Annotated in this window: 24 protein-coding genes; 14 read left to right on the top strand and 10 right to left on the bottom strand. The window is 64.5% G+C overall.

Going from position 1 to position 23,673, the window contains the following annotated elements; genetic code table 11:
- Nucleotides 1-11 precede the first annotated feature (11 nt).
- Nucleotides 12-1,082 (bottom strand): phosphatase PAP2 family protein, encoded by a 1,071-nt coding sequence (locus tag NKJ00_RS16110; protein WP_352611173.1) that lies wholly within the window; start codon nt 1,080-1,082, stop codon nt 12-14.
- A gap of 396 nt (nt 1,083-1,478) precedes the next feature.
- Here NKJ00_RS16110 and NKJ00_RS16115 point away from each other — a divergent pair, with 396 nt between their 5' ends.
- Nucleotides 1,479-3,596 (top strand): EAL domain-containing protein, encoded by a 2,118-nt coding sequence (locus NKJ00_RS16115; RefSeq protein ID WP_352630362.1) that lies wholly within the window; start codon nt 1,479-1,481, stop codon nt 3,594-3,596.
- A 54-nt stretch (nt 3,597-3,650) separates the two neighbouring features.
- On the opposite strand, the gene NKJ00_RS16120 is transcribed toward NKJ00_RS16115, so the two are convergent.
- A complete protein-coding gene (locus NKJ00_RS16120) occupies nt 3,651-3,845 on the bottom strand; it encodes a hypothetical protein (RefSeq protein WP_023813860.1) in 195 nt (64 codons plus the stop codon).
- Nucleotides 3,846-4,042: 197 nt separating this feature from the next.
- On the opposite strand from NKJ00_RS16120, the gene NKJ00_RS16125 reads away from it, so the two are divergent.
- Nucleotides 4,043-4,756 (top strand): 3-keto-5-aminohexanoate cleavage protein, encoded by a 714-nt coding sequence (locus NKJ00_RS16125; RefSeq protein ID WP_352441261.1) that lies wholly within the window; start codon nt 4,043-4,045, stop codon nt 4,754-4,756.
- On the opposite strand, the gene NKJ00_RS16130 is transcribed toward NKJ00_RS16125, so the two are convergent.
- Genes NKJ00_RS16130 through NKJ00_RS16140 form a run of 3 tightly spaced genes read right to left on the bottom strand, consistent with a single transcriptional unit; the run spans nt 4,753 to nt 8,740 of the window.
- The gene (locus tag NKJ00_RS16130; RefSeq protein WP_352611175.1) at nt 4,753-5,937 is read right to left on the bottom strand and encodes a serine hydrolase domain-containing protein; all 1,185 of its coding nucleotides are present in this window, start codon (nt 5,935-5,937) and stop codon (nt 4,753-4,755) included. The genes NKJ00_RS16125 and NKJ00_RS16130 overlap by 4 nt on opposite strands.
- Before the next feature lie 3 nt (nt 5,938-5,940).
- Entirely contained in the window at nt 5,941-7,551 is a 1,611-nt protein-coding gene (locus NKJ00_RS16135) for an ABC transporter substrate-binding protein (RefSeq protein ID WP_352630364.1), read from the bottom strand.
- 55 nt (nt 7,552-7,606) lie between these two features.
- Entirely contained in the window at nt 7,607-8,740 is a 1,134-nt protein-coding gene (locus NKJ00_RS16140) for an NAD(P)/FAD-dependent oxidoreductase (protein ID WP_128306019.1), read from the bottom strand.
- Nucleotides 8,741-8,877: 137 nt separating this feature from the next.
- On the opposite strand from NKJ00_RS16140, the gene NKJ00_RS16145 reads away from it, so the two are divergent.
- A complete protein-coding gene (locus NKJ00_RS16145) occupies nt 8,878-9,495 on the top strand; it encodes a helix-turn-helix domain-containing protein (protein ID WP_128306018.1) in 618 nt (205 codons plus the stop codon).
- Nucleotides 9,496-9,851: 356 nt separating this feature from the next.
- Here NKJ00_RS16145 and NKJ00_RS16150 read toward each other — a convergent pair whose 3' ends face one another.
- A complete protein-coding gene (locus NKJ00_RS16150) occupies nt 9,852-10,847 on the bottom strand; it encodes an ornithine cyclodeaminase family protein (RefSeq protein ID WP_023813854.1) in 996 nt (331 codons plus the stop codon).
- Between the two features lie 127 nt (nt 10,848-10,974).
- Between NKJ00_RS16150 and NKJ00_RS16155 the strand changes: the two genes are divergently transcribed.
- Nucleotides 10,975-11,436 carry an Lrp/AsnC ligand binding domain-containing protein gene (locus NKJ00_RS16155; RefSeq protein ID WP_023813853.1) on the top strand — a complete coding sequence of 154 codons (462 nt, stop codon included), beginning with the start codon at nt 10,975-10,977 and terminating at the stop codon, nt 11,434-11,436.
- Here NKJ00_RS16155 and gcvA read toward each other — a convergent pair.
- Nucleotides 11,433-12,332 (bottom strand): transcriptional regulator GcvA, encoded by a 900-nt coding sequence (gene gcvA / locus NKJ00_RS16160; RefSeq protein WP_352611178.1) that lies wholly within the window; start codon nt 12,330-12,332, stop codon nt 11,433-11,435. The genes NKJ00_RS16155 and gcvA overlap by 4 nt on opposite strands.
- A 127-nt stretch (nt 12,333-12,459) precedes the next feature.
- On the opposite strand from gcvA, the gene NKJ00_RS16165 reads away from it, so the two are divergent.
- Nucleotides 12,460-13,164 carry an SDR family oxidoreductase gene (locus tag NKJ00_RS16165; protein ID WP_023813851.1) on the top strand — a complete coding sequence of 235 codons (705 nt, stop codon included), beginning with the start codon at nt 12,460-12,462 and terminating at the stop codon, nt 13,162-13,164.
- Between the two features lie 50 nt (nt 13,165-13,214).
- Complete coding sequence (locus NKJ00_RS16170) at nt 13,215-14,273, top strand: Gfo/Idh/MocA family protein (protein WP_023813850.1); 1,059 nt, start codon at nt 13,215-13,217, stop codon at nt 14,271-14,273.
- Nucleotides 14,274-14,354: 81 nt separating this feature from the next.
- On the opposite strand, the gene NKJ00_RS16175 is transcribed toward NKJ00_RS16170, so the two are convergent.
- Complete coding sequence (locus NKJ00_RS16175) at nt 14,355-14,996, bottom strand: DUF922 domain-containing Zn-dependent protease (RefSeq protein WP_502895812.1); 642 nt, start codon at nt 14,994-14,996, stop codon at nt 14,355-14,357.
- A gap of 75 nt (nt 14,997-15,071) precedes the next feature.
- On the opposite strand from NKJ00_RS16175, the gene NKJ00_RS16180 reads away from it, so the two are divergent.
- Entirely contained in the window at nt 15,072-15,566 is a 495-nt protein-coding gene (locus NKJ00_RS16180; protein WP_031213769.1) for a hypothetical protein, read from the top strand.
- 50 nt (nt 15,567-15,616) lie between these two features.
- Here NKJ00_RS16180 and pdxR read toward each other — a convergent pair whose 3' ends face one another.
- Nucleotides 15,617-17,041, bottom strand: coding sequence for a MocR-like pyridoxine biosynthesis transcription factor PdxR (gene pdxR, locus NKJ00_RS16185; RefSeq protein ID WP_352630367.1), 1,425 nt, complete (start codon nt 17,039-17,041; stop codon nt 15,617-15,619).
- A gap of 35 nt (nt 17,042-17,076) precedes the next feature.
- Here pdxR and NKJ00_RS16190 point away from each other — a divergent pair, with 35 nt between their 5' ends.
- The 3 genes from NKJ00_RS16190 (at nt 17,077) to NKJ00_RS16200 (ending at nt 19,686) form a co-directional block, all read left to right on the top strand.
- Nucleotides 17,077-17,829 (top strand): pyridoxamine 5'-phosphate oxidase family protein, encoded by a 753-nt coding sequence (locus NKJ00_RS16190; protein ID WP_031213766.1) that lies wholly within the window; start codon nt 17,077-17,079, stop codon nt 17,827-17,829.
- 64 nt (nt 17,830-17,893) lie between these two features.
- On the top strand, nt 17,894-18,346 hold the full coding sequence (locus NKJ00_RS16195; RefSeq protein WP_023813845.1) for a GNAT family N-acetyltransferase: 453 nt from the start codon (nt 17,894-17,896) through the stop codon (nt 18,344-18,346).
- Nucleotides 18,347-18,486: 140 nt separating this feature from the next.
- Complete coding sequence (locus NKJ00_RS16200; RefSeq protein WP_031213765.1) at nt 18,487-19,686, top strand: aminotransferase-like domain-containing protein; 1,200 nt, start codon at nt 18,487-18,489, stop codon at nt 19,684-19,686.
- Here the strand turns inward: NKJ00_RS16200 and NKJ00_RS16205 are convergent.
- Nucleotides 19,663-19,965 carry a hypothetical protein gene (locus NKJ00_RS16205; RefSeq protein WP_352630369.1) on the bottom strand — a complete coding sequence of 101 codons (303 nt, stop codon included), beginning with the start codon at nt 19,963-19,965 and terminating at the stop codon, nt 19,663-19,665. The two genes, NKJ00_RS16200 and NKJ00_RS16205, sit on opposite strands and share 24 nt — an antisense overlap.
- 329 nt (nt 19,966-20,294) lie before the next feature.
- On the opposite strand from NKJ00_RS16205, the gene NKJ00_RS16210 reads away from it, so the two are divergent.
- The 4 genes from NKJ00_RS16210 to NKJ00_RS16225 all read left to right on the top strand — a co-directional run bounded on the left by NKJ00_RS16210 (nt 20,295) and on the right by NKJ00_RS16225 (nt 23,577).
- Nucleotides 20,295-20,723, top strand: coding sequence for a VOC family protein (locus tag NKJ00_RS16210; RefSeq protein ID WP_352630371.1), 429 nt, complete (start codon nt 20,295-20,297; stop codon nt 20,721-20,723).
- A 190-nt stretch (nt 20,724-20,913) separates the two neighbouring features.
- A complete protein-coding gene (locus tag NKJ00_RS16215; protein ID WP_352630373.1) occupies nt 20,914-21,429 on the top strand; it encodes a hypothetical protein in 516 nt (171 codons plus the stop codon).
- A 438-nt stretch (nt 21,430-21,867) separates the two neighbouring features.
- Nucleotides 21,868-22,485, top strand: a complete 618-nt coding sequence (locus tag NKJ00_RS16220) for a cysteine peptidase family C39 domain-containing protein (RefSeq protein WP_352630375.1) — start codon at nt 21,868-21,870, stop codon at nt 22,483-22,485.
- A gap of 24 nt (nt 22,486-22,509) precedes the next feature.
- On the top strand, nt 22,510-23,577 hold the full coding sequence (locus tag NKJ00_RS16225) for a D-alanine--D-alanine ligase family protein (RefSeq protein ID WP_352630377.1): 1,068 nt from the start codon (nt 22,510-22,512) through the stop codon (nt 23,575-23,577).
- The last annotated feature ends 96 nt before the right edge of the window (nt 23,578-23,673 follow it).

The following is a 23,673-nucleotide window of genomic DNA, read 5'->3' on the forward strand; positions in this document are numbered from 1 at the left end:
AGGTACGGTCTTTATGCCGCTTGATCCGGGATCGCCAATCCCACCTCGGCGGTATCCCGGCTCGCTTGCGGCGGCAAGACGAGGCGTCCCGTCACATACCAGAGCAGGGACACGACAAGGATCGAGAGATAGCCATCCACGGCATAGTGCCAGCCGGTGTAAACCGAACCGAACAGGATGAAGGCCGCGAAGGACCAGCCGGCGGTTGCCCACCGGCGGCCGAATCGGGTCAGGAAGAATGCGTTGAGCGTGGCGATCGCAACATGCATGCTGGGCATGGCCGAGATGCCGCCGCCGAGTTCCGGGCGGCCACTCTGGTAGGCTGTAAACAGATAATCGGCGTACAGATGGACCGACGCGCCGTAGCCCTTCTGCGCCAGGGCGGCCTGCAGCGCGACAAACCGGTCGCCGCCGTAGATTTGGTCGTGGAATATCGGGCCGGCGGACGACAGCAGGGTCGCAAGAACGGTGCCGCACAGCATCGTGGTCAGCGCAAATGCCCATAGGTAGCGCAAACGCCCGACCGGATTGTTCCAGAAGGCGACGAAGAGCACGGCGCCGAACCATTGCAGAAGCCAGCCATAACCATAGCCGGCGAAAATGACGACCGACACCGGTTCGGAAACGATGCTGTGCGCCCATGTCCAGGGATCGGCGCCATGCAGCCGAAGATCGAGGTCCGCCAGGGCGCGGTCGGCGTAGAACGGCACCATGTCCGGGATGGCGACCTTCAAGGTGGTGAATGCGGTGACGCCGAGAAAGAACAAGAAGATGACGGGTGCGGCTGCAAGCCAGCGGTGCCTGAGTACGCCGAGGATGAACCTCGTCGGCGCATGCCGGGCAAATGCCAGCCCCGCCACACCAAGGCCCGCCGCCAGAAGCGCGGGCAGGAAAAAGGCGAACGGCTTGGCATAGGATTGCGCCAGATGCAGGTAGCGGTCCGGCTGCAGGCAAACAGCGGTCACGGCATAGGTCAGACACAAGGCAACCAGCAGCCAGCCGCTCCTGGTTGTCGCGATGTCGAGGTCAAGGATGGCAGCTGGGCGGCGATTGTTGCCGTGCTGACCTGTGTGCTCACTCATCGAAGGACATCCCGCCAGTTGTCCAGAAAAATAATTGGATTATTTCGCAGGCGATATATTACCATCAGGTTACACTTGTGTGCGAATAGATCTCCAAATATTAGACCGATAGATGCCTGTTGGCAAAGAGTCTGTTTACGAAAGCGTTGCGCCGCCCTCTTTGTCTCTGCATGGGCTCATCGGCGCCGCCGATGATCCGGGATCATCGGATTGGCCGATGACCTGGAGCCATGACTAGGAAGATCCGGCCGATGCGAAACTCCGGTTCTTGCCGGCCAATCGAAGAGCAGAGGCGGCAGGCGGGGAGCCAACAAAGCAGCCCGCCATCGCCGCGGTAACTGTTTCTTCTCTGGTTTTGCCGCAGATTGCCCCGCGGTGGAGCAGGCGAAGCAGACGATGGCGCGTCAGGGCAAGAAAAGTCGCAATGGAACGTTCTGGGCCAAGGCCCTGGAGCGCGCCCATCTTGGCGTCTGGGACTGGGATCTTGTGACCGGCGACTGCTTCTATTCCGCGACCTGGGCGCGGATGCTGGGCTACGATGAGAGCGAACTTGCCGACACCAGCGACCTGTGGCTGCAACTGACCCATCCTGACGACCGCGAGCGGGCGCTGGCCAGCGGCGACCGCCACATTGCCGGCCTGACCGACACCATCGAGACCGAATTGCGGCTGAAGCACAAGCAGGGACACTGGGTGTGGGTGCTCGATCGCGGCGGCGTCGTCGAGCGCGACGCGATGGGAAAGCCGCTCAGGCTGATGGGTGTGCAGACCGACATCTCCAAGCAGAAAGCCGCAGAAGCCGAACTCGAGCAGGTCAATGTGCGCTTCCGCCTGGCGCTCGCCGCCAGCGGTACCGGCATCTGGCACCACGACCTCGCCACCGGCAAAAGCTATTGGGACGAACGCACCAGGGAGATTTTCGGACTTGTCTCCGACACCGCCGAAGTCGAGCGCGACCACTGGTTCGGCTATCTGCATCCGGACGACAAGGAGGCCGCGTCGCGCGCACATCTGGTGCCGCTCGAAACGGACAAGGTCACCGCGGTGCAATACCGCATCGTCCGACGCGACGGAGAGGTCCGGCACATAGAATCCCTGCTGCGTTTCATCGCCGACCCGCAAATCCCGGACCGCCGGCTGGCGGGGCAGATCCTGGGCACGGTGCGCGACATCACCGAAGACAAGCAGCGTGAGCAGGAACTTGCCTATGCGGCCCGCCACGATGCGCTCACCGGTCTCTGGAACCGTGCCGCGTTCGACCGGCTGCTGGCCGATCATATCGCGGCCGCGCAGCGGCTGCCGCTCTCCGTGTTCTATGTCGATCTCGACTACTTCAAGGCGCTCAATGATTTTGCCGGCCACGCGGCCGGCGACCTGGCACTGAAAAGCGTTGCCCAAGGCATTCTGGGCTGCCTTCCCCCGACGGCGCATGCCGCGCGCCTGGGCGGTGACGAGTTCGCGCTGCTGATGCCCAATTGCGATACGGCGCAGGCCGGGCGGCTGGCCGACGCGGTACTTGCAGCGGTTCGCGATGCCGAACTAGGATCGACGGCCACGTCGCGCAAGCTGGCGGCCTCGATCGGCATCGCTTTCGTCGATGATGCAAACACGACGGTGGCCGACGCGCTGGCCTGCGCCGACGACGCCTGCTACGCGGCCAAGGCCGCCGGGCGAAACCGATTTGCCGTCTTCTCCACCGATACGGCATCGGGTTCGGGTGGCCTCAACGCGGCGCGCGTCGTCGCCGATACGGTCGATGCCATGGAAGACGGGAGGCTGAAGCTGTTTGGCCAGGAAATCCATCGGCTGGGCCGTCCCTGGCTGGAAAGCCGCCATGTCGAAGTGTTGGCCAGGCTCGCCGCCCGCAACGGCCGGCTGGTGCCACCCGGCGAGTTCATTCCGGTGGCCGAGCGGTTCGGCATCGCGTCGCGGCTCGACCGCTGGATCATCCGCACCGCGCTGTCGCGGCATGGTGCCGCCTTGCGTTCGGGGGCGTTGACGCTTGGCTTCAATCTGTCGGCGCAGACGCTGAGCGACCCGCAGCTTTGGGACTTCGTGGACAACGTCATAGAAGAAACCGGGGCGCCGCATTCGGGCATCGGCTTCGAGATCACCGAAACCGCCGCCGTCACCAATTTCGACGCCGCCGAACAGTTTGTGCGCAAGGCGCGCGAGCGGCGCTGCCGAGTCAGCCTCGATGATTTCGGCGCTGGTATGAGCTCGTTCGAATATCTCCGGCGGTTCCCCGTCGACGCGATCAAGATCGACGGTTCCTTCATCGAGCACATCACGCAAAGCCGTTTCGACCGCGAGATCGTGCTGGCCATCACCAGCATCGCCCGCAGCCTCGGCTGTGACGTGGTCGGCGAGAAGATCGAACGGCAGGACACGCTGGCCATGTTGAGCGACATGGGCGTCGCCTTCGGCCAGGGATTTTTGCTGCACCGGCCGGAGCCGCTGGAGCGGATTGTCGTGCGTGCGACCAAGGGAGCGGCGGCCCGCAAGGCATCGTGATCCGGGTGCGGCTAGTTTCAGGCCAGGCCGGACTGACCTGAAACTCGCCACAGTCTATCCGGTTCGCCGCGCCGTTGATTGCGGAAACTCCAGCACTCCAGCCTCGGGTCGCCTGTGCTGCGCCTCCGTCACCGCTTCGATCAACAGATCGAGCGCTTCACAGGCCGTGCGACTCGTCTCGTCGTTGCCTTGCAGATAATGATAGGCGCGTTCGAGGTGGATGCGGGCGGCTGAAAAATCGCTGGTCAATGGTCCCTCCATGATCCCGCCCTAGAAGACCTTGCCGGAGACGAGGGAACGCGGGGTAAATATCCACAAGCGGCTTTTATTCAAATGCCGCAGAAACAGGGCGCGGCAGATGCGCTGTCAGGAGTGACGCCACCCAACTCTTTGCGGTGCCTTGCCGCGCGACTAGACTGTCGGCTCCCTTGTCCGAGGTGAGACCGATGATCGTCCAGGCCTGCATCAACGGCGCGCGTCCGCGCGATTTCCATCCCGCGCTACCGCTGACTGCCGAGGCGATGGCCGGCGATGCCGCCGCCTGCGTCGCCGCGGGTGCCTCCGAACTGCACATCCACCCGCGCGGCCTTGACGGGCGCGAAAGCCTCGCGGCCGTCGATGCCACCGTGCTGGCGGTGCGTCAGGCCTGTCCGGGCACGCTTATAGGCGTGTCGACGGGCGCCTGGATCGAGAACGATGTCGAGCGGACCCGTGCGGCGATCTCCGGCTGGCGGGAACTGCCCGACTATGCATCGGTCAATCTGTCGGAGGTGGATGCGCCTCGCGTGATGGAGCTGTTGCGCCAGCGTGGCGTCGGCATCGAGGCCGGGCTTGCCACCGTCGCCGACGCTGAGCGCTTCGTGGCGCTTCCCGACCACGACCGGGTGCTGCGCATCTTGATCGAGATCGACATCCCGGATCTGTCCGTGGCACTCGACGAGGCACACGGCATCGCCACGGTGCTCGATCGCGCAGGGGTGCGGCGGTCGATCCTGCTGCATGGCGTCGACACAACTGTCTGGCCCCTCGTCGAGCTTGCGTATCGCAAGCGCTGGTCGACACGGGTCGGCCTGGAAGACGGCAAGACGCTCGCCGATGGAACTGTGGCGAAGGATAACGCGGCGATCATCGCTGCCGCCGTGGCGATCTTTCGCGGCTAGTTTTCCAGAATGATCTGGATCGCCTTATCCACCACCGGATGCAAGCCGCTGGCCTGGAAGGACAGGCGGTTGCCGGAGCCGACATTGCTGGTCATGGCGATGGTCAGCTCTGAGATCGGGTCATGCAGCATGACGGCGACGTAGCCGGGGATACTGCCCTGGTGGCCGTAAAAGGCGCGGTTGGCGTAGTCGCTCTGGAACATGCCGGCGCCGGTCTCGCGCATGCGGGTGCCCGGAAAACTCGCTGGCACGCGGTGTTCGAACATCTCGGCGAAGAACGGCGGCGACAGCACTCTGCCGGAAAAGAGACCGCGCATGAAGCTCACCATGTCGGACGGCGTCGACACCATGTCGCCGCAGCCATAAGCGGCGCCGAACGGGAAGGAATCGGAAGAATCCTGCAATTCGTCGGAGTAGCGCAGCACGCCGTCCACGCGCCACATCTCGCCGCCGGAGGCGATGTCGGTGGGCGCATTCGCCGGCGGCGGGGGGCGGTGGTAGTAGCCACGCACCATCGACTTTTCCGGAAAGGCTTCGGTGGCCGGCGACCAGGTATTCTCCAAGCCGAGCGGCTGCAGCACCGCGCTTCTGACATAGCCGCCCAGCGACTGGCCTGTCACCGCCTCGATCACCATGCCGGCCAGCACATAGCCGGTGTTGTTGTAGACGGCGGGTCCGCCCGGCGCCTTCTGCTTGTCGGAAGCGAAGGCGATGTCGACCAGTTGCCGCGGCGTCCATTGCCGGCTCGGATCCATCGGAATGTAATATTCGAACTCCGGCAGGCCGCTGCGGTGGTTGATCAACTGGCGCACCGAAATGTCTTTTGCTTCCGGCAGGTAAGGAAACCAGCCGGAGATCGGCGCTCCGAGATCGAGCTTGCCGTCCTGGGCGAGCTTGGCCAGGGCCGCGGCAACGAAGGTCTTGGTGCAGCTGCCGATCTTGAACAGGCGTTCAGGCGAGACGGCAATGCCATGCTCCCGGTCGGCGAGGCCGGCGGTCAGGGGGGTTGGTGCGGCGCCAGTGGAGTATGCGAGTGATGCGCCTACCGCGCCATCGGTGAGATAGGTCTTGAGGAGGGCGTTCAGGTCTTCACACATGGATTCTGCTTTCGCCGCTAAATTGCTGGTTTCATAGATGATGTCGGTGCGTCCTCGGGCCGAGCCCGAGGGCAGGGTCGCCAAGCTTCACTCCGCCATATCGACAGCGGCAAAGTTCTGCCGGCCGAAGGGGTCGAGCACGTAGTTGAGCACGCTCTTGCGGATCGGGATCGCCACCACCGAATGGGCGATCGGCGCCACCGGCACCTCAACCTTCAGGATCGCTTGCGCCCTGGCATAGATCTCGGCGCGCTGTTTCGGATCGGCGGCGACGCGGCCGTCCTGCAGCAGCTTCTCGAAGGCCGGATCGCACCAGCGCGAGCGGTTGGAGCCGCCCTTCACGCCGTCGCAGGACAGCAGGTAGCTCAGCATGTTGTCGGGGTCGCCATTGTCGCTGCTGCCGCCGAGCAGGTAGGCGTCCTGTTCGCCCGCCGCGGTGCGCTTGAGATATTCGCCCCATTCAAAGCTGACGATCTCGGCCTTGACGCCGACTTTCGCCCAGTCGGCCTGGATCATCTCGGCCATGCGCTTGGCGTTGGGATTGTACGGCCGCGATACCGGCATCGCCCACAGGCTGATTTTCAGGTCGCTCTCGTGGCCGGCTTCCTTCAGCAGCGCCTTCGCGCCATCCGGGTCATAGTCGATGCCGGCATCGGTGACGGCGCCGATCTGCGCCGGCGGCACGACGCTGCCGGCGACCGTGCCGGCGCCGGCATAGACGGCGTCGACGATCGCCTTGCGGTCGACGGCCTTGGCCAGCGCCATGCGCACGCGGACATCGCCGAGCGGCTGATGTTCGACATTGAAGCCGAGAATGCCAATGTTCTGGCCCTTGAGGTCGAGCACGGTGATGTCGGGATCGGTGCGCAAATCGGCGACGGCGCTTGGCGGGGGCGGGGCGGCGACCTGGCACTCATTGGCCTTGAGACGCTCGACGCGCGTGGTCGGTTCGGGCGTAACGGCGAAGACCAGAGTGTCGATCTTCGGCGCGCCGCGCCAATAATCCTTGTTGGCGGCGTAGCGGATCTGGCTGTCGGGGACATAGGCCTGCAGCACGAACGGGCCGGTGCCCACGGGCTCGCTATCGATCAGTTCCGGCGTGCCGGCGGCGACCATCTTTTCGGTCTGCTCCAGGGACAGGATGGAGAGATAGTCGAGCGCAATGCCGGGCAGGAAGGTGACATTGGCAGCCGTCAGCGTGAAGCGCACGGTGTGGTCGTCGACCTTGTCGACCTTGTCGATCTTGTCGATCAGCGTGCCCATGCCCAGTGCGTTGAAATACTCGTAAGCGCCGCCGCCGAGCTTGTGGTAGGGATTGCTGGCGTCGCGCTGGCGGTTGAAGGTGTACAGCACGTCGTCGGCATTGAACTCGCGCGACGGTGTAAAGTGGTCGTTCGACTGGAATTTCACGCCGTGGCGTAGGTGGAAGGTGTAGATCTTGCCTTCGGCTGAGACCTCCCAGCTTTCGGCCAGCGCCGGCCCGACTTCGGTCGTGCCAGGCTTGAACTCGACCAGCCGGTTGAAGATCGTCTTGGCGGCGGCATCCATGGTGGAGTCCGCCGTGCCGATCGCCGGGTTGAAGGTCTCGGGATTGGCTTCCGAGCAATAGACCAAGGTTTTGGCGTAGGCCTGTCCGCCAAGAAGGACGGACGAGGCCAGCAAGGACGAGGTAAGGACTGCGCGCAGAACGGATTTCATCGCAAACGCTCCTGATGACACTTTACGGGTTGGGGGAAGGGCAGGCCGGTGAAGTTCATGGCGTCGCCGCCGGGGTGATGAAACGGTTGGGCGCAAGCGCGGCGGACGTGATACCGCGTGCCGTGAGATCGTCCGGCAGCGGCTGGCCGCGCAGCAGCACTGAGCCCAGCCGCGCCAGCGTCAGCGACACCTGGAAACCGTAGCCGCCCTGGCCGCCAAGCCAGAAGAAGCCGGGCAGGCGAGGGTCGAAACCGATGACCGGCGTGCGGTCAGGCGAAAAGGTGCGCAGGCCCGCCCAGGGCGTCGACGGACGGCCGATGCGCAGCGACGTCGCCTGTTCGATGCGGTCGACGGCGATGGCGACGTCGATGTCTTCCGGATAGGTGTCGCAGGGTTCGGAATCGGTCTCGTCGGCCAGCGAGCCGATCAGCCTGCCGGCATCGGGCTTGAAGTAGAATTGTTCATGCAAATCGACCACCAGCGGCCAGGCGCTGATGTCCATGCCGGCGGGCGGATCGAACAGGAAGGCGGTGCGGCGCTTCGGCCGGAAGCCGAGACCGGAGAGACCGGCCAGCCCGGCGACGACATCGACCCAGGCGCCAGCGGCGTCGACGACGATGTCGGCCTGGTAGGCGCCGGCACTGGTGGTGACGCTGAAGCCGTTTGCGACGCGGGAAATCTCCAGCACTTCCTCGCCGGTGCGGATCACGCCTCCGCCGGCCTTGAGCGCGGAGGCTGAAGCCGCAAGCATCTTTCCCGTGTCGACATCGAGCGCGCCGGGTTCATGCACGCCGCCGCAAGTGGTTGCCGTGGCGATGACCGGCACCAGAGCGGTGACTTCTGCTGCTGACAGGCGCCGTACGCTCGGCACCAGTGCCTGCATCTCGGCCGCCATGCGGTCGACGGCTGCACTGTCTTCGACACCGCCGACGTGCAGCGCGCCGCGCCGGTGGGCGGCGAAGCCGCCATCGATGATCGCCTGTCGGCTGGCTAGCGACAGCGCCCGCACCAGTGCATTGCCATAGGTTTCTGAAAACAGCGCGGCCGAGCGGCCGCTGGCGTGATAGCCGAGATGCGGCTCGCGCTCGAGCACTGTGACCTCGGCCCAGGGCTGCACGGCAGCCGCCAGCGAAAGGCCGGCAATGCCGCCGCCGATGACGACGATTTTTTGGATAGACTTGGATTGCATGCCCTAGGGGTAGAAATAATTTCGTATCCAGTCAATATTTAGCGTATAAGAAAATTGTTGGTGTTGTTGATGGCGGCAGAGAGTTGGACTACCTAGGGTGGACTGGCGGCTCGATGGGCCGCGCAACGGAGCTGACGATGTCGGAGCAACCGAACCTCGGTGATTGTCTGCGCGGCTTGAGGAAAACGCATGGCTGGACCTTGCAGGAGGTCAGCACGCTGACCGGCGTCGCGGTGTCGACGCTGTCCAAAGTCGAGAACGACCAGATGTCGCTGAGCTACGACAAGCTGCTGCAGATCTGCGAGGGGCTGAACATCCATGTCACCGAGCTGCTCAGCGGCGACCGCAAGCAGCCGGCCGCGCGCACCCGTCGTTCGGTGACTTCGCAGTCCAACACGCTGCGCCAGCTGACCCGCAACTACGACTACCGCTATCTGGCCACCGATCTGGTGCGCAAGCGCATGGTGCCGATCCACGCCTATGCACGCGCCCGCACGCCGCAGGAATTCGGCCCGCTGACCAGGCATGCCGGCGAGGAATTTTTGATCGTGCTCAAGGGCGAGATCGAACTGCACACCGACCAGTACGCGCCGGTGCGGCTGAAACAGGGCGACAGCGTCTACATCGATTCCACCATGGGTCATGCCTACCTCTCGGTCGGCGAGGGCGACGCCGAGATGCTGTGCGTCTGCTCCGGCGACGAGCCTGATATGGAAGGCACGCTGCTGAGCGTGCTGGAGACGGTGGAGGGGTAGGGACTAACATTCTCGATGGCTGCGCCGCCCCTCATCTGGCTGCCGCCATCTTCTCCCCGCAAGGGCAGGGCTATCGCATATGGAATTCCTGAGATGTCTGCCCGGCACGGACCCCCACCCCTAACCCCTCCCCAAAAGGGGAAGGGAGACTTCCGTTGGCGCTGACCCAGAAGCATCGCCTGTCTTTTCGGCGCCAACAAGAATTAAAGGCACGCGGCAGCATTCCCTCCCCCTTGTGGGGAGGGTTAGGGTGGGGGTTCTTCCTCGCAAGAATCCATATGCGATAGCCCTGCTGTAAACGGGGAGAAGGACGATCCTATTGACGGGCGGCGCTGGCTTCGACAATTGAGCCCCCACTACATCGCAACCACACGCCCCATTCCCCGCCGAACCGCCTCGCGATAGGCGAGATCGGCCGCCACCATGTCCTCCATAGCAACGCCCATGGCCTTGTAGACGGTGACCTGATCGGCGCTAACCCGTCCCGGCCGCCGCCCGAGCAGCATGTCGCCGAGCTCGGTTCCGGTTTGCGGATCGAGGTCAGCGAGTTCGCAGGAGCCGACCGGCGTCGGGGCAAAGGCCTCCCTGGTCTCGACGAACAGGCTGGCCCTGCCGATAAGCTCGACCGGCAGTTCGCCGCCGGGCGGGGCGACGCCGACCGATGAGATGTGAGTGCCGGGCCGCACCCAGTCGGCCGAGATCACCGGCGCATAGGAATGCGTTGCCAGGCAGACGACGTCGGACGAACGCACCGCGGCCTCGATATCGGCGACGGCGACGACGCCGGGATGCTGCGCGGCAAGCGCCTGCGCATCGGCGAATTCCTTCGAGACGACGCGGATCTCGGTGAAGTCGCGCACCAGCGGCAGAAGATTGAGATGCTGGCCGGCCTGCACACCGGCGCCGACCACCGTCGCGACCTTGGCGTCGCGGCGGGCGAGTTCACGCACCGAGAGCACGGCGGAGCCGGAGGTGCGCACGGCGGTGATGTAGGTGCCGTCCATGACGCAGACCGGCATGCCGGTCTGCGGATCGAACAGATGGATGGTGGCGAGGTGGCTGGGGATGCCTCTGGCGACGTTGCCCTCGAAGACGTTGACGATCTTCACCGTCAGATGCATGCCTGCCATCCATGCCGACATCGCCAGCGAATAGCCGACCTGCGGAATGTCGAGCTGCGGCCGTGCCGGATTGACCACCTTGCCGCCGGACAAGGCCTTGAAGCCGCCGGCGAGCACGTCGAGAAGCTGGCGCAGGTCGATGCAGGTTTTCACCTCGGCCTCGCTCAGGATGAGCACCGGCGTGTCACCCTTGGCCTGGGCGCTGCGGGAGGTCGATATCGCTGATGTCATGGAATCCGCTTTCGTTATGGGTTGCACGACAACGGTATTGCGATCTATCAGCGTGATGAAATATGCTGTTTTCGTTATTTTGGCGTGACTATCACGCGTGCCCGGCTCACAAAGCGTGAATCCTGAAATGGACGATCTCGACCGTATCGACCGCTCGCTGCTGCGTTTGTTGCAGGAGGACGGCCGCCGCACGACGCTCGATCTGGCGCGGCGGGTCGGCCTGTCGCCGACCGGGGCGACGCAGCGCGTCAAGCGGCTGTTCGCCGAAGGCTTCATCCGCGCCGTGCGCGCGGTGCTCGATCCTGCTCGGATCGGGCAGGCGCAGCTCGTCTTCATCGAGGTGCGGCTCGACCACACGGCGCCGCATGTCTTCGACCGCTTCGCCGAGGCGGTTCTGCGGGCGCCCGAGATCATCGAATGCCACATGGTGGTCGGCGGCTTCGACTATCTGGTCAAGGCGCGCATCGCCGACATGGCGATGTTCCAGGATTTTTTGCAGCGGGTCATCCTGCCGCTGCCCGGGGTGCGGGAAACGCACACCTACGCCTCGATCGCCAATGTGAAGCCCGACGCCCTGCTGCCGATCTAGACCGGCGGCCGTTCCCCCGCATCCAGCAGCCATTGCCGCACCGCTTGCGTCGGCTCCGGGTGCCGCTGCTTTCTCGGCATCACGACATAAAAATCCTGCGTGCCGCGCATTTCGCCGCTGACGGGCTGAACCAGGCGGCCCGTGGCGAGATCAGCGGCGACGAGGAAGCGGCTGGCCAGCGCAATGCCCTGGCCGGCGACGGCGGCGTCGATGGCGAGGCCCGTCTGGTTGAAGCGCATCCGTTTCAATTCGGTCGTCATCTTCAAGCCGACCGCTTTCTCCATGAATTCCGGCCACAGATTGTGGGCATCGTGCAGCAGCACATGGTGCTGGATTTCGGAGGCTGCGATTTCAGCAGCATCTTCCGGCAGCAAGGCCGGGCTGCAGACGGCGACGATCTGCTGGGGAAACAGCAGGTCGACGACCAGACCGGCGCCGAAGGGTGGGCGGCCCTGGCGCACCGCGATGTCGACGCCATCGGCCTGGAAGCTCGACAGGCTCTCGCTGGCCAGAACGCGCAGGTCGACAAGCGGGTTGTGCGCGACGAAGTCGTGCAGCCTCGGGATCAGCCATTTGGTGGCGAAGCTTGGCGTCACGCTGACCGTCAGCCGCGCCGGTTCGGGACGCAACAGCAGCGTCGCCTCGGAGATCAGGTCGAAGGCGCGGCGGATGTTGGGCACATAGGCGCGGCCCTCATCGGTCAGCGCCAGGCCGCGCGGCAGCCGCTCGAACAGCTTTGTGCCGAGATCGGCTTCCAACCCGCGAATGTGCTGGGCGACCGCCCCTTGAGTGACGTTCAGCTCCTCGGCCGCGATGCGGAAGTTGAGATGACGCGCCGAGGCTTCGAAGGCGCGCAGCGCATTCAATGGCGGCAGGCTGAGGAAGGCTTCGGGCATGCAGGAGTTTTTCTACAGGTTGATTTCAAGCATTCTGGTTCGAACCGGTGTGGAAAACCAGCTATATCGACGTTCAACTCCCGAAAACACCGTTTGCGGTGCCCGCCAACCCTGAGAGGAAAATCCGATGAGTGTAGAAAAAGTAGCTGTGGTGGTGGCCGGCGGCAGCGGCATGGGTGCGGCGGCGGCCAAGCGGCTGGCGGCGGACGGCTTCAAGGTCGCCATCCTTTCGTCTTCCGGAAAAGGCGAGGCGCTGGCTGGGGAATTGGGCGGGCTCGGCGTCACCGGCTCCAACCAATCCAATGAAGATCTGCAGCGCCTCGTCGACCTGACGCTGGAGCGCTTTGGCCGCATCGACGTGCTGGTCAACAGCGGCGGCCACGGGCCGCGCGCGCCGATCCTCGAAATCACCGACGAGCAATGGCACACCGGCATGGATGTCTATCTGCTGAACGTCATCCGTCCGGTGCGCATCGTGGCGCCGCAGATGGTCAAGCAGAAGGGCGGCGCCATCATCAACATCTCGACCGCCTGGGTGGTCGAGCCGAGCCCGATGTTCCCGACGTCCGCCGTGTTCCGCGCCGGGCTTGCCGCCTACACCAAGATCTTCGCCAACACCTATGCCGCTGACAATGTACGCATGAACAATGTGCTGCCCGGCTGGATCGACAGCCTGCCGGCCACCGAGGAGCGCCGCGACAGCGTGCCGATGCAGCGCTACGGCACCTCGGAAGAGATCGCCGCGACCATCGCCTTCCTGGCTTCGGAAGGCGCCGGCTATATCACCGGCCAGAACATCCGGGTCGACGGCGGCATTATCCGCGCTATTTGAGGGCGTCGATCGGGAGGGGGACTCCGGCATCTCACCCCAAGGAGCAAAGAATGCGGCTTTTGATACTCGGCACCGGCTGGATGGCGCAGGAACATGCGCGGCGCTTCATCGCCATCGACGGCGTCGACATTGTCGGCGCGGTCGATGTCGATCCGGCCCGGGTCGGCGAGTTCGCCGACAGCTTTGACATTCCCAACCGCTTTACCGCGCTGGATGAGGCGCTGGCATGGGGCGAGTTCGACGCGGTGGCCAATGTCACGCCCGACCGCATCCATCACCCGACCACCATGACGCTGATCGCCGCCGGCAAGCCGGTGTTGTGCGAGAAGCCGCTGGCCGAAAACTTCGGCAAGGCGACCGAGATGGCCGACGCCGCCGAGGCCGCCGGCATCGTCAACATGGTGAACCTGACCTATCGCAACGTCGCCGCGCTGCAGAAGGCTCGCCAGATGGTGCAGGCGGGCGAGATCGGCATGGTCAGGCATGTCGAGGCGTCCTATCTGCAAAGTTGGCTGGTGTCGAAATTCTGGGGCGACTGGCGCACCGATCCGAAATGGCTGTGGCGCCTGTCGCGCGGCCACGGCTCGAATGGCGTGCTTGGCGATGTCGGCATCCACATCCTCGATTTCGCCAGCTATGGCGCCGCGGTCGACATCGACCATGTCTTCTGCCGGCTGCGCGCCTTCGACAAGGCGCCCGGCAACCGCATCGGCGACTACGGGCTCGACGCCAATGACAGCTTCGCCATGACGCTGGACTTTTCCAACGGCGCCTTCGGCGTGGTGCATGCCAGCCGCTGGGCGACAGGCCATCTCAACGAGCTGCGTCTGCGCATCTATGGCGAGAAGGGGGGCATCGAAGTGGTGCACAATCTCGATGGTTCGACGCTCAAGGCCTGCATCGGCGAAAACGTCGAGAACGCTATATGGGAAGAGCTCGACGCCGGCACGGTGCCGACCAACTACCAGCGTTTCACTGACGCAGTGCGATCCGGCGTGCAAGCCGAACCGTCCTTCCGCCATGCCGCCGAATTGCAGCAGGTGCTGGATCTGGCAGTGGTATCGGACGAGAAGCGCGCGGAGCTGCGGGCGAGTGCGGAAACGCGGTGAGCTGGGGCGAAGCGGCGGAGAGCGCGGGCGCCAGCGGTCGAGATAGCACTGCCGCCAACTTCGGATTGGAGGCTGCGCCAGTCAGGGGCCGGTCACGAGCGAAAAAACCAGTTTCTGCAAATTGCCGCCATCGCCGAATTCGACGCGGTCGAAATCTCGGCTTGCCTGCACACGCGCCTTCGAAATCGCGTCGAGCCGCTTGACCACCTCGGCCCTTGTCTTGCTGCATTTGGGATCGTCGGCGACGGTCAGGCCGTCCGTAGCGGCTTGGATATCGTGGACCATCTGGACCATGCTGGCGCCATGCACCTTCTCATGGGCGGCGACGCCGGCGATGAAGGTTTCCCAGTTCTTCTGGACGGCGGGCGGCAGGGAGCCGGAGGGTTTTGGCAAGGTGTAGGTGACGATCAGCTTCGGCCGCCCGGCCGTCAGCACGCAGTCCTTGCCCCTGGGCCGGTAGTCCCTTAACCCCCAGGTCAGCTTGAAATTGGTGTAGGCGATGGCACGGGCAATGCCGAGCTTTGGCCCTTTCTCGCCGATCGAGCGGTAGAGTTCGGCGCCGGACCGGCCCGAGATCGCGTAGGGCTCGATCTTCTCGACCGGCTTCCACTCGGCATGAGCGGTGAGCGGCGAGGCCAGCAGGGCGGCAAAGGACAGACACAGGCGAACGCAGGCTTTCAATCCAACTCTCCGCGAAACAGGACTGGTTGCCGCAACGGGCATGCCATCGGATCGCTTTTCCTATATGCTGCCGACGGGCGCTGCAAATGCCCTGGAGGCAGTCAATTGGGGGGAGTCATGAGAGCTGGACATCTCGTCGTCGTCGGTGCGGTTGCGGTCCTGCAGGCCGCGCAGCCGGCGTTTGCCGCGTCGTGCGGTGGCTGGAGCGCCAAGATGGAGGAAGACGAGGGCGGCAGCGTGCTGACCGCCTCGGTCTGCGGCGGGCCGAAAGGCGATGCGCATCTGATGCTGACCTGTTTCGACACGCCGGTGCTGAGCTACGATCTCGGTGCCACCGGCCAGCAACTGGAGCCTGGCATCAGCGGTTCGTTCGCGTTCAAGGCCGACGGCAAGACGGTAACGAAGACGCTGCAGCTGGAGGCCATGTACAACTACTTCGTGGTCAATCTGGCGAAAGCCGATCCGCTGCTCGACCTGCTGCGCGGGAAGGGCGATGTGTCGGTCAGTTCAGCCAAATATGGCGAGATCAGCTTTCCGCTGAAGGGCTCCAGTGCGGCCATCGGCAAGGTGCTGGCGCAGTGCGGCAAGGCCGGGCCAGCGGAGGGGGATTGAGGGGCTCTACAGTTCGATGCCGGCGCACCAATGAGGCGGTTCTCGTTGGCTCACCGGGCTTGCTGCCGAACCACCCCACCCAGTCGCACCGTCGCGGCCATCAACTCCTCGTCCGAAAACCCCGAAAAACCCAGCACCAGACCTTGCCGGGGCGCCCCGCCGATGAACATTGAGGACAAGGCCCTGGCGCCGACACCCGCCGCCTTCGCCGCCTCGACGATCGCGGTGTCCGGCCCGGCGTCCTTCAGCGTCGCCATCAAATGCAGCCCCTGTTCGGGCACGGTTACTTCGAGGGCATCGCCGCAATGCGCCTCGAGGCCGGCGACCAGGACGTCGCGCGCGGCCTGGACGCGGCGGCGCACGCGCCGGAGATGCGCGGCGAAATGGCCTTCGTTCAACAGGTCGGTCAGCGCGCCTTCGGCCAGCGTCGAGGGGAAGCGGTCGGAGCGCGCCCTGACCGCCATCACGGCATCGAGCAGCGCTTCGGGCACCACGACATAGCCGATGCGCAGGCCGGGGAAGAGGATTTTCGAGAAGGTGCCGAGATAGGCGACACGGTCTGAACCGTCCATGCCCTGCAGCGAGGTCAGCGGTGGGCCGGCATAGCGGAACTCGCTGTCGTAGTCGTCCTCGATGATCCAGGCATCGTTGCGCCGCGCCCAGTCGAGCAAAGCGAGACGGCGGCGCATCGTCATCGTCACGCCGAGCGGATATTGATGCGAGGGCGTGACATAGGCCGCGCGCGCCTTGGAGCACAGGCTTTCGCCGATCTCGGGATCGAGCCCTTCCGCGTCGACCGGTACCCCAAAAACCCTGGCGCCGCTGCCGGCCAGCACGGCCTGCGCCATCGGGTAACAGGGGTTTTCGATCCAGACGGCATCGCCGGGGCTGAGCGCGGCGCGCACCAGAAGATCCAGCCCCTGCTGCGTGCCCGAAGTCAGCACGATCTGGCCGGCGTCGCAGCGCACGCCGCGTGCGGTCCTGAGATAGGTGGCAATTGCCGTGCGCAGCGGCAGGCCGCCACGGGGATCGCCATAGCGGAAATGCTCCGGCCCGGGGCGAGCGAGGTGGCGCGACAGAAGGATGCGAAACAAATCAAGCGTGCGCGGATCGGACACCGCCACGCCAAGGCCGCAGGGCAGCGAGGTGGCTGCGTCGATCTCCGGCGGACGCGCCTTGACCAGTGTTGTCGGCAGATGCGGCACGTCAGGCGCGACGAAGGTTCCGGCACCGATCCTGGCGACGGCGAAGCCTTCCGAGACCAGGATTTCAAAACAGGCAACCGCCGCCGAACGCGACACGCCGAAGCGCTGTGCGAGATCCCGGGTGGTCGGCAATTTGGCCCCGGCGGCCAGCGCGCCGGTCTCGATCAGCCGCCTGAGCGCCGCATAAAGCTCGCGGCTGCGCGGGCCGTCGCCCGGCAGGACCGGGATCAGCGCCGACCAATCCGGCAAATTGGTCTGTTTTTTCTTCATCGGATTGGTTCTTTTATCAACCAATGTCATGGCGCATGGTTGGCAGACAACAACCAAGGATGCAAGCCGTGAACGACACGCCAGCCAGCTTTCCGACCACCAGCCGCAACCGCGTCAAGCGCCTGCACGAGCGCGGCAGCTACGACCATGCGGCAGTCTTCGCGGTGCTGGATGCCGGGCTTCTGTGCCATGTCGCCTATACGTTCGACGGCCAGCCCTATTGCACGCCGACCATCCACTGGCGCGAGGACGACATGCTCTACTGGCACGGCTCGTCGGCCAGCCGCATGCTGCGCTATCTGCGCGGCGGCACGCCGGCGTGTCTGACGGTGTCGCATCTCGACGGGCTGGTGCTGGCGCGCTCGGGCTTCAACCATTCCGCCAATTACCGCTCGGCGATGTGTTTCGGCACGGCGCGGATCATCGACGAACCTGATGAGAAACTGAAGGCGCTGGCCGGAGTCGTCGACCGCTTCTATCCCGGCCGGAGCGAGACCTTGCGGCCGATCTCGGTGCAGGAGGCCAAGGCGACGATGGTGATCGGCATGCGCATCGAGGAGGCGTCGGCCAAAGTGCGCGCCAAGGGCGTCGGCGACGACGAGGAGGATTACGGGCATCCGGTGTGGGCCGGCGTCATCCCGGTGCGGATGGTGGTCGGCGCCACCGAGCCGTGTCCGAGGCTGCTGCCCGGTGTGGAGCGGCCGCAGAATCTGGCTAGATATGCCGAGGGTGCGAGACTTGATGACGCGCTGACGCAGGCGCAGCTGGCGTATGAGGGCGAAGTTTAGCCAGCGCCTAGTGGGAGCGTATTCAAATCTTGCCGCTGCCGCCGCCTCGCGATATCTCGACACCATGATCACCTTCCGCCGTGCGCAGGCCTCCGACCTGCCTGATATCGTCGCGATGCTGGCCGACGATCCGCTTGGCGCCGGCCGCGAGGACGCTTCCTTGCCGCTGGCGCAAGGCTATGTCGATGCTTTCAACGCCATCGACGCCGATCCCAGTCAACTGCTGGCGGTGGCTGTCGAGGGCGGCGAGGTGATTGGCACCTTGCAGATTTCTTTCCTTGCCGGGCTCTCGCGCAAGGGCGCGTGGCGCGGGCAGATCGAGGCGGTTCGGGTTGCCGGCCACCGGCGCTCGGGGGGCGTCGGCAGGCTGATGATCGAATGGGCGATCGATGCGTGCCGGGTGCGCGGCTGCGGCCTCGTCCAGTTGACCACCGACAGGTCGCGCGCTGACGCGCACCGCTTCTATGAGAGCCTCGGCTTCACCGGCAGCCATCTCGGCTATAAGAGAACCTTGTAGTTTCCCGCCCCGTCCCGCCCGGACAGCGGCTGGCGCATAGCGGACGGCTTTCAGCCCTATTCAAAGCGCCGGCAAAGACTGATATAGGTCAGCCAAGTTGACCTATATTGCAGCGTCTGGGGAGGCGTGTCGTGACCCTTATGAATCTGTTGGCTTCGCGCTCGTCGCGCATGAAAGCGTCGGAAATCCGCGAACTCTTGAAGCTGCTCGACCAGCCCGACATCATCTCGTTTGCTGGCGGCATTCCCGACCCGGCGCTGTTCCCGGCCGAGGCGATCCGCGACGCCTATGCTTCGGTGCTGGGCGGCGCCGAGGCGGGTGCGGCGCTGCAGTACCAGGTCTCGGAAGGCTATCTGCCGTTGCGGCGCTGGCTCGCCGGGCAGATGGGCAAGCTTGGCGTCGCCTGTGACGAGGCCAATATCTTCATCACCTCCGGCTCGCAGCAGGCGCTGGATTATCTCGGCAAACTGTTCCTGTCGCCGGGCGATACCGCGCTGGTGACGTGGCCGACCTATCTGGGCGCGCTGCAGGCTTTCAACGCCTATGAGCCTCGCTACGACCGCCTGACCCCGGCCGGCGGCAACATGACGCCCGATGCTTATCGCGCGGCGGCGGCTGCAAATGGCGGCAAGGCCAAATTCGCCTATCTGGTGCCGGATTTCGCCAACCCGACCGGCAACACGCTGAACCGTGAGCAGCGCGAGGCGGTGCTCGACCTCGCCGGCGAACTCGACATCGCCGTCATCGAGGATGCCGCCTATCGCGCGCTGCGCTATGACGGCGAAGGCGAGCCGCCGATCCTGGCGCTCGACTGCATCAGGTCCGGCGGTATCGACAAGGCGCGCACGCTCTATTGCGGCTCGTTCTCGAAGATCCTGTCGCCGGGCATGCGGGTCGGTTGGGTGTGCGCGCCGCGCCAAATCGTCGAGAAGCTGGTGCTGATGAAGCAGGCCTCCGACCTGCACAGCCCGTCGATCAACCAGGTGGTGATGCATCGCGTCGCCGAAGCCGTGTTCGACGGCCAGGTAGAAAAACTCATCGGCGCCTATCGCGAGCGCCGCGACGGGCTGCTCTCTGCACTGGAAGCCCACATGCCGGAAGGCGTGACCTGGAGCCATCCGGAAGGCGGCATGTTCGTCTGGGTGACGCTGCCGGAAGGGGCCGACGCCACCGAGCTTCTGGCGCGGGCGGTCAAGGAGGCGCGGGTGGCCTTCGTGCCGGGCAGCGCGTTTTATGCCGACGGCACCGGGCGCAACACGCTGCGGCTGTCTTTCACGCTCGCCGACCGGCGCGCGGTGAGCGAAGGCATTCCCAGGCTAGCCGCCATCCTGAAGGGATAGGCCGGCGCCGGAAGCCGGCTTTGCCTCCGCCATTACAGTCACCAGCCGCTCAAGCTTTGAAAGCCTGGTGCGAGCGAGCTTGCGGACCGGCTTTTCGACACCTTCTTCGCCGTTTTCGACGACGAAGACCAACGTCATGAAATCGAGCATGAACTCATCTATGGCTGCCGCGACCTCGTGCGACCTGCCCTTGAACCGGCGCAGCAGAGCGGTTGCTTCCTCGATATCGTCGACACCGGCGCTGTCGACAAGCGCTTCGAGCCTCTGAAAACAATCCAATCGCAATTCCTCCCACCGCGCCACCAAACCCGGTTGCGAGCGGAAAGTTCCAAACTGAGAGTGGTCTCGCGAAAGAAATCGCCTCCACCGCTCGAATTCCGCGGTTTCGACCGGCCATCGGCAATTTTTTGTTCGGGTGGAACCTCCGCGGCCAACAAAGGTTCTTACTAGGTCTGATCCCCCCTCAGACCTCTGAAGGCTAGACATGCTTTCCAAAGGCCCGCTGGATCCCCTCCCAGCGGGCCTTTTGTTTGCTGGACGGAAGGAGTATCCGCATTGACGACGCCCTGTCCGAACCTAAATTCGAACCCACACGAGGAGGCGTTTTCATGGAAACCCAGGAATTGCATCGCGGCCGGCTCATCGACCACATCCAACTGGTGGTCAGGGACCTTGCGGCCAGCCGGCGTTTCTACGAGGCGGTCCTGCAGGCGCTCGATGCCCCGATTGGCGGCAGCGGCGCCGACTTTTTCTGGGCCGACGAGCTGTTTGTCTCCACTGCCGACAGCCGGGCCGCACAGGGAAAACTCACCGGCCGCCATCACTTGGCTTTCCAGGCAAGGGACCACGCCATGGTCGACGCCTTCTACAAGGCCGGGCTGGCGGCTGGCGGCACGGACAATGGCGCACCGGGCGAACGGCCCTATCACCCCGGCTATTACGCCGCCTTCCTGCTCGATCCCGACGGCAACAACATCGAGGCCGTCCATCACGGCCCGCATAGTCGCAGCGCCGCTTCGGTGAAGATCACCTTCTAAGCTGCCGATATTCAGCCGGCCGGGATCGCGGCCGCATGGGGCGATGCTGGAGAGAGAGGCTGCTTTGCGTTGCCAGATTGGTGGCCACGATGCTAACCGTGCGAATGGCGAGCGGGAATCGGTATCGAAGCAACGCGCGCTGCAAAATCCTCAATAAAACTCCCCTTACCCCCGTGGAGATATATTTTTTATGCAAAACCCAACAAGGGCGATCTGTGGCGCCACGCTTTTATTTGCGATCGGCGCCGTTGGCCTCAGAAGTATATCACCTTTTGCTTATGTTTCATCGGCGCAGGCGCAGGAGGAATATCTTCCGACCCAGAAGGATTTTGTCGGCAAATGGAAACTGAACGGTGGGGCCATCCGGCCGCCGCGCGATATGAAGGATGCGCCGACACCGGAACAGGAAGCGGCCGCCAATGAATTCCAGCAGACGGTGACCGCGTTTTACGGCGCGTTCGACTATCTGGAGATCACGGCGGACGGCCGCTACAATTTTCATCAGCCGGGTGATCCGACGTCGGGGCCTTGCGTCTGGTGCGGAACCTGGTCCTTCAGCAAGAGTTCGGCGTGGCTCAAGCTGGAGACGGGGCCCCGGCTGGATATCTACGCCAAGGACGGCGACATGCAGATGACCTACACTGTCGAACCCGACGAAAAATCGAAATATGCATGGCTGGTATTCGGTTGGGCGAAGGCCGAGTAGGCGGCGAGGGGGCTAGTACCTCTGCAGGTTGACGGGTCGCTTGCGTTGAGGCGTCGCTTGCCTTGGTGATTTGGCGGAACGCCCATGACTCGTCATCCACGGGCGGAGCAAGGAGCGTAGCGACGCGGCGCAGACCCGAGGATCCATGCCGCGACTTCCGAGTGCGCGCCACGGTGCAGAATTCCGCTCCGCTGCACTCTATGGTTAAGCTCGCGGCATGGATCCTCGGGTCTCCGCGACGGAGCTTCGCTCCTGCTCCGCCCGTGGATGACGAAGGCGGGGAGGCTCCGGCCGTATGTCGGTGAAGGTCGACCGAACAGAGGATGACATCCTCTTGCAGCGCTACCCGAGCGAATTTCGAAACGGGCGCCCTAAGCGGCTTTTCATCCATCTCGTATCCTCGTATACGAGAGGGAGCCAGCCGCCCGAGGAGACCGCATGAACCCGCTGCCTGAAACCGTGCCGTTTTTCAGCCAGTGGGAGACGCCCGACCTGACGCTGGACGTCCTCGCCGACGGCGCGGATGTTGCGCTCAGGCGCGATCCGCTGTGGCGGGGGTCGGGCGCGGAAACTCTCGATGAGTATGCGGTCTGGGCGGCCAACATCTGCGGCATGGCGTGCCTGAAGATGATCTTGGCAAGCCGCGGCGAGATCGTGCCGACGATCGAGCTTGCCAGGCGCTGCACCGTATATGGCGGCTATGTCATCAACGGGGGATCGATCAAGGGGCTGATCTACGCGCCCTTCGTCAGCTTCGTGAAAGAGGTTTTTGGACTCCGGGCCGAGGTGGTGACCAATGTCGCGACGGCGGAGATTCCGGCGATCATGCAGCGGACGCGCTTCTTCATCGCGTCGGTCAGCAGTTCGATCCGCTGGCCCGAGCGCGAGCCGCCCTCGAAGGGCGGTCATCTGGTGCTGGTCACGGCGGCATCCAACCAGGGTTTCCGCTTCCACAACCCGTCCGGCCATGACCCCGCCACACAGGCAGACGCAGTGTTGGCGCCAGCCGATTTCGATCGCTTCTTCGCCAATCGCGGCATTGCCGTCGCCATTTGATTTTTTGACAGTCGAGGGATTTCGATGACCGGTAAGACAAGAGTGGCCATCCTCTATGGCGGGCGTTCGGCCGAGCATGACGTGTCGCGCCTGTCGGCCGCCAATGTGCTGAAGGCGATCGACCGGACGCGCTACGACATCGTGCCGATCGCTATTTCGCGAAGCGGCAGATGGCTGCTGCAACAACTTGATGACGCGGCAGGGGCGCCGGCATCCGAAGACGGCCCGGAGGTTGCATTGTTGCCCGGCGGCAAGGGCCGGCTGGCTGCCGTGTCGCGGGATGGTACGCAGCCTGACCTGCCCCCCATCGACGTCGTGTTCCCGGTGCTGCACGGGCCGTTCGGCGAGGACGGCTCGGTGCAGGGCTATGCCGAGGTCGCCGATGTCGCCTATGTCGGCTGCGGCATCCTCGCCTCGGCCGCCGCCATGGACAAGGATGTCGCCAAGCGGCTGATGCGCGAGGCGGGATTGGCGGTTGCCCGCTCCGTCACCGTGCATCGAAACGGCAAGCATTCCTTCCAGGAGATTGCCGGGATGCTCAGCCTGCCGTTCTTCGCCAAGCCGGCGCGCCAGGGCTCGTCCTTCGGGGTCAGCAAGGTGAATGACAGGGACGGCTTCGAGCAGGCCATCGACACGGCTTTCCGCTACGACGGCAAAGTGTTGATCGAGGAATTCGTCGAGGGCCGCGAGATCGAGTTCTCGGTGCTGGAGCGCGCCGACGGGTCGCTGACGGTGTCGCTGCCCGGCGAGATCATTCCGGCCGGCAAGCACGGCTTCTACACCTATGAGGCCAAATATCTCGATGCCGACGGCGCGCTGGTCAAGGTGCCCGCCGATATCCCGGCCGATGTGGCTGAGAAGGCCAGGGATATGGCGCGGCGGGCATTCCAGGCGCTTGGCTGCGAAGCCATGGCGCGCGTCGATTTCTTCCTGCGCGCCGATGGCAGCCTGCTCGTCAACGAGGTCAACACCATTCCCGGATTCACCGACATCTCGATGTACGCCAAGGCGCTGGCGGCATCAGGCATCGGCTACAGCCAAACCATCGACGTGCTGATCGAGCACGCGCTGGCCAGGCATGCGGCGCGCTGATCCGAACGAGCGAGCCTGACTTCCATTCCGCGCGTTGAGAGCGGCCGACGCGGGCCGGATCATTGCCTGTTGAGTGAGGTGTATTTCACCGTTGGC

Source organism: Mesorhizobium sp. M0227, from assembly GCF_040321855.1.
Lineage (GTDB): Bacteria > Pseudomonadota > Alphaproteobacteria > Rhizobiales > Rhizobiaceae > Mesorhizobium.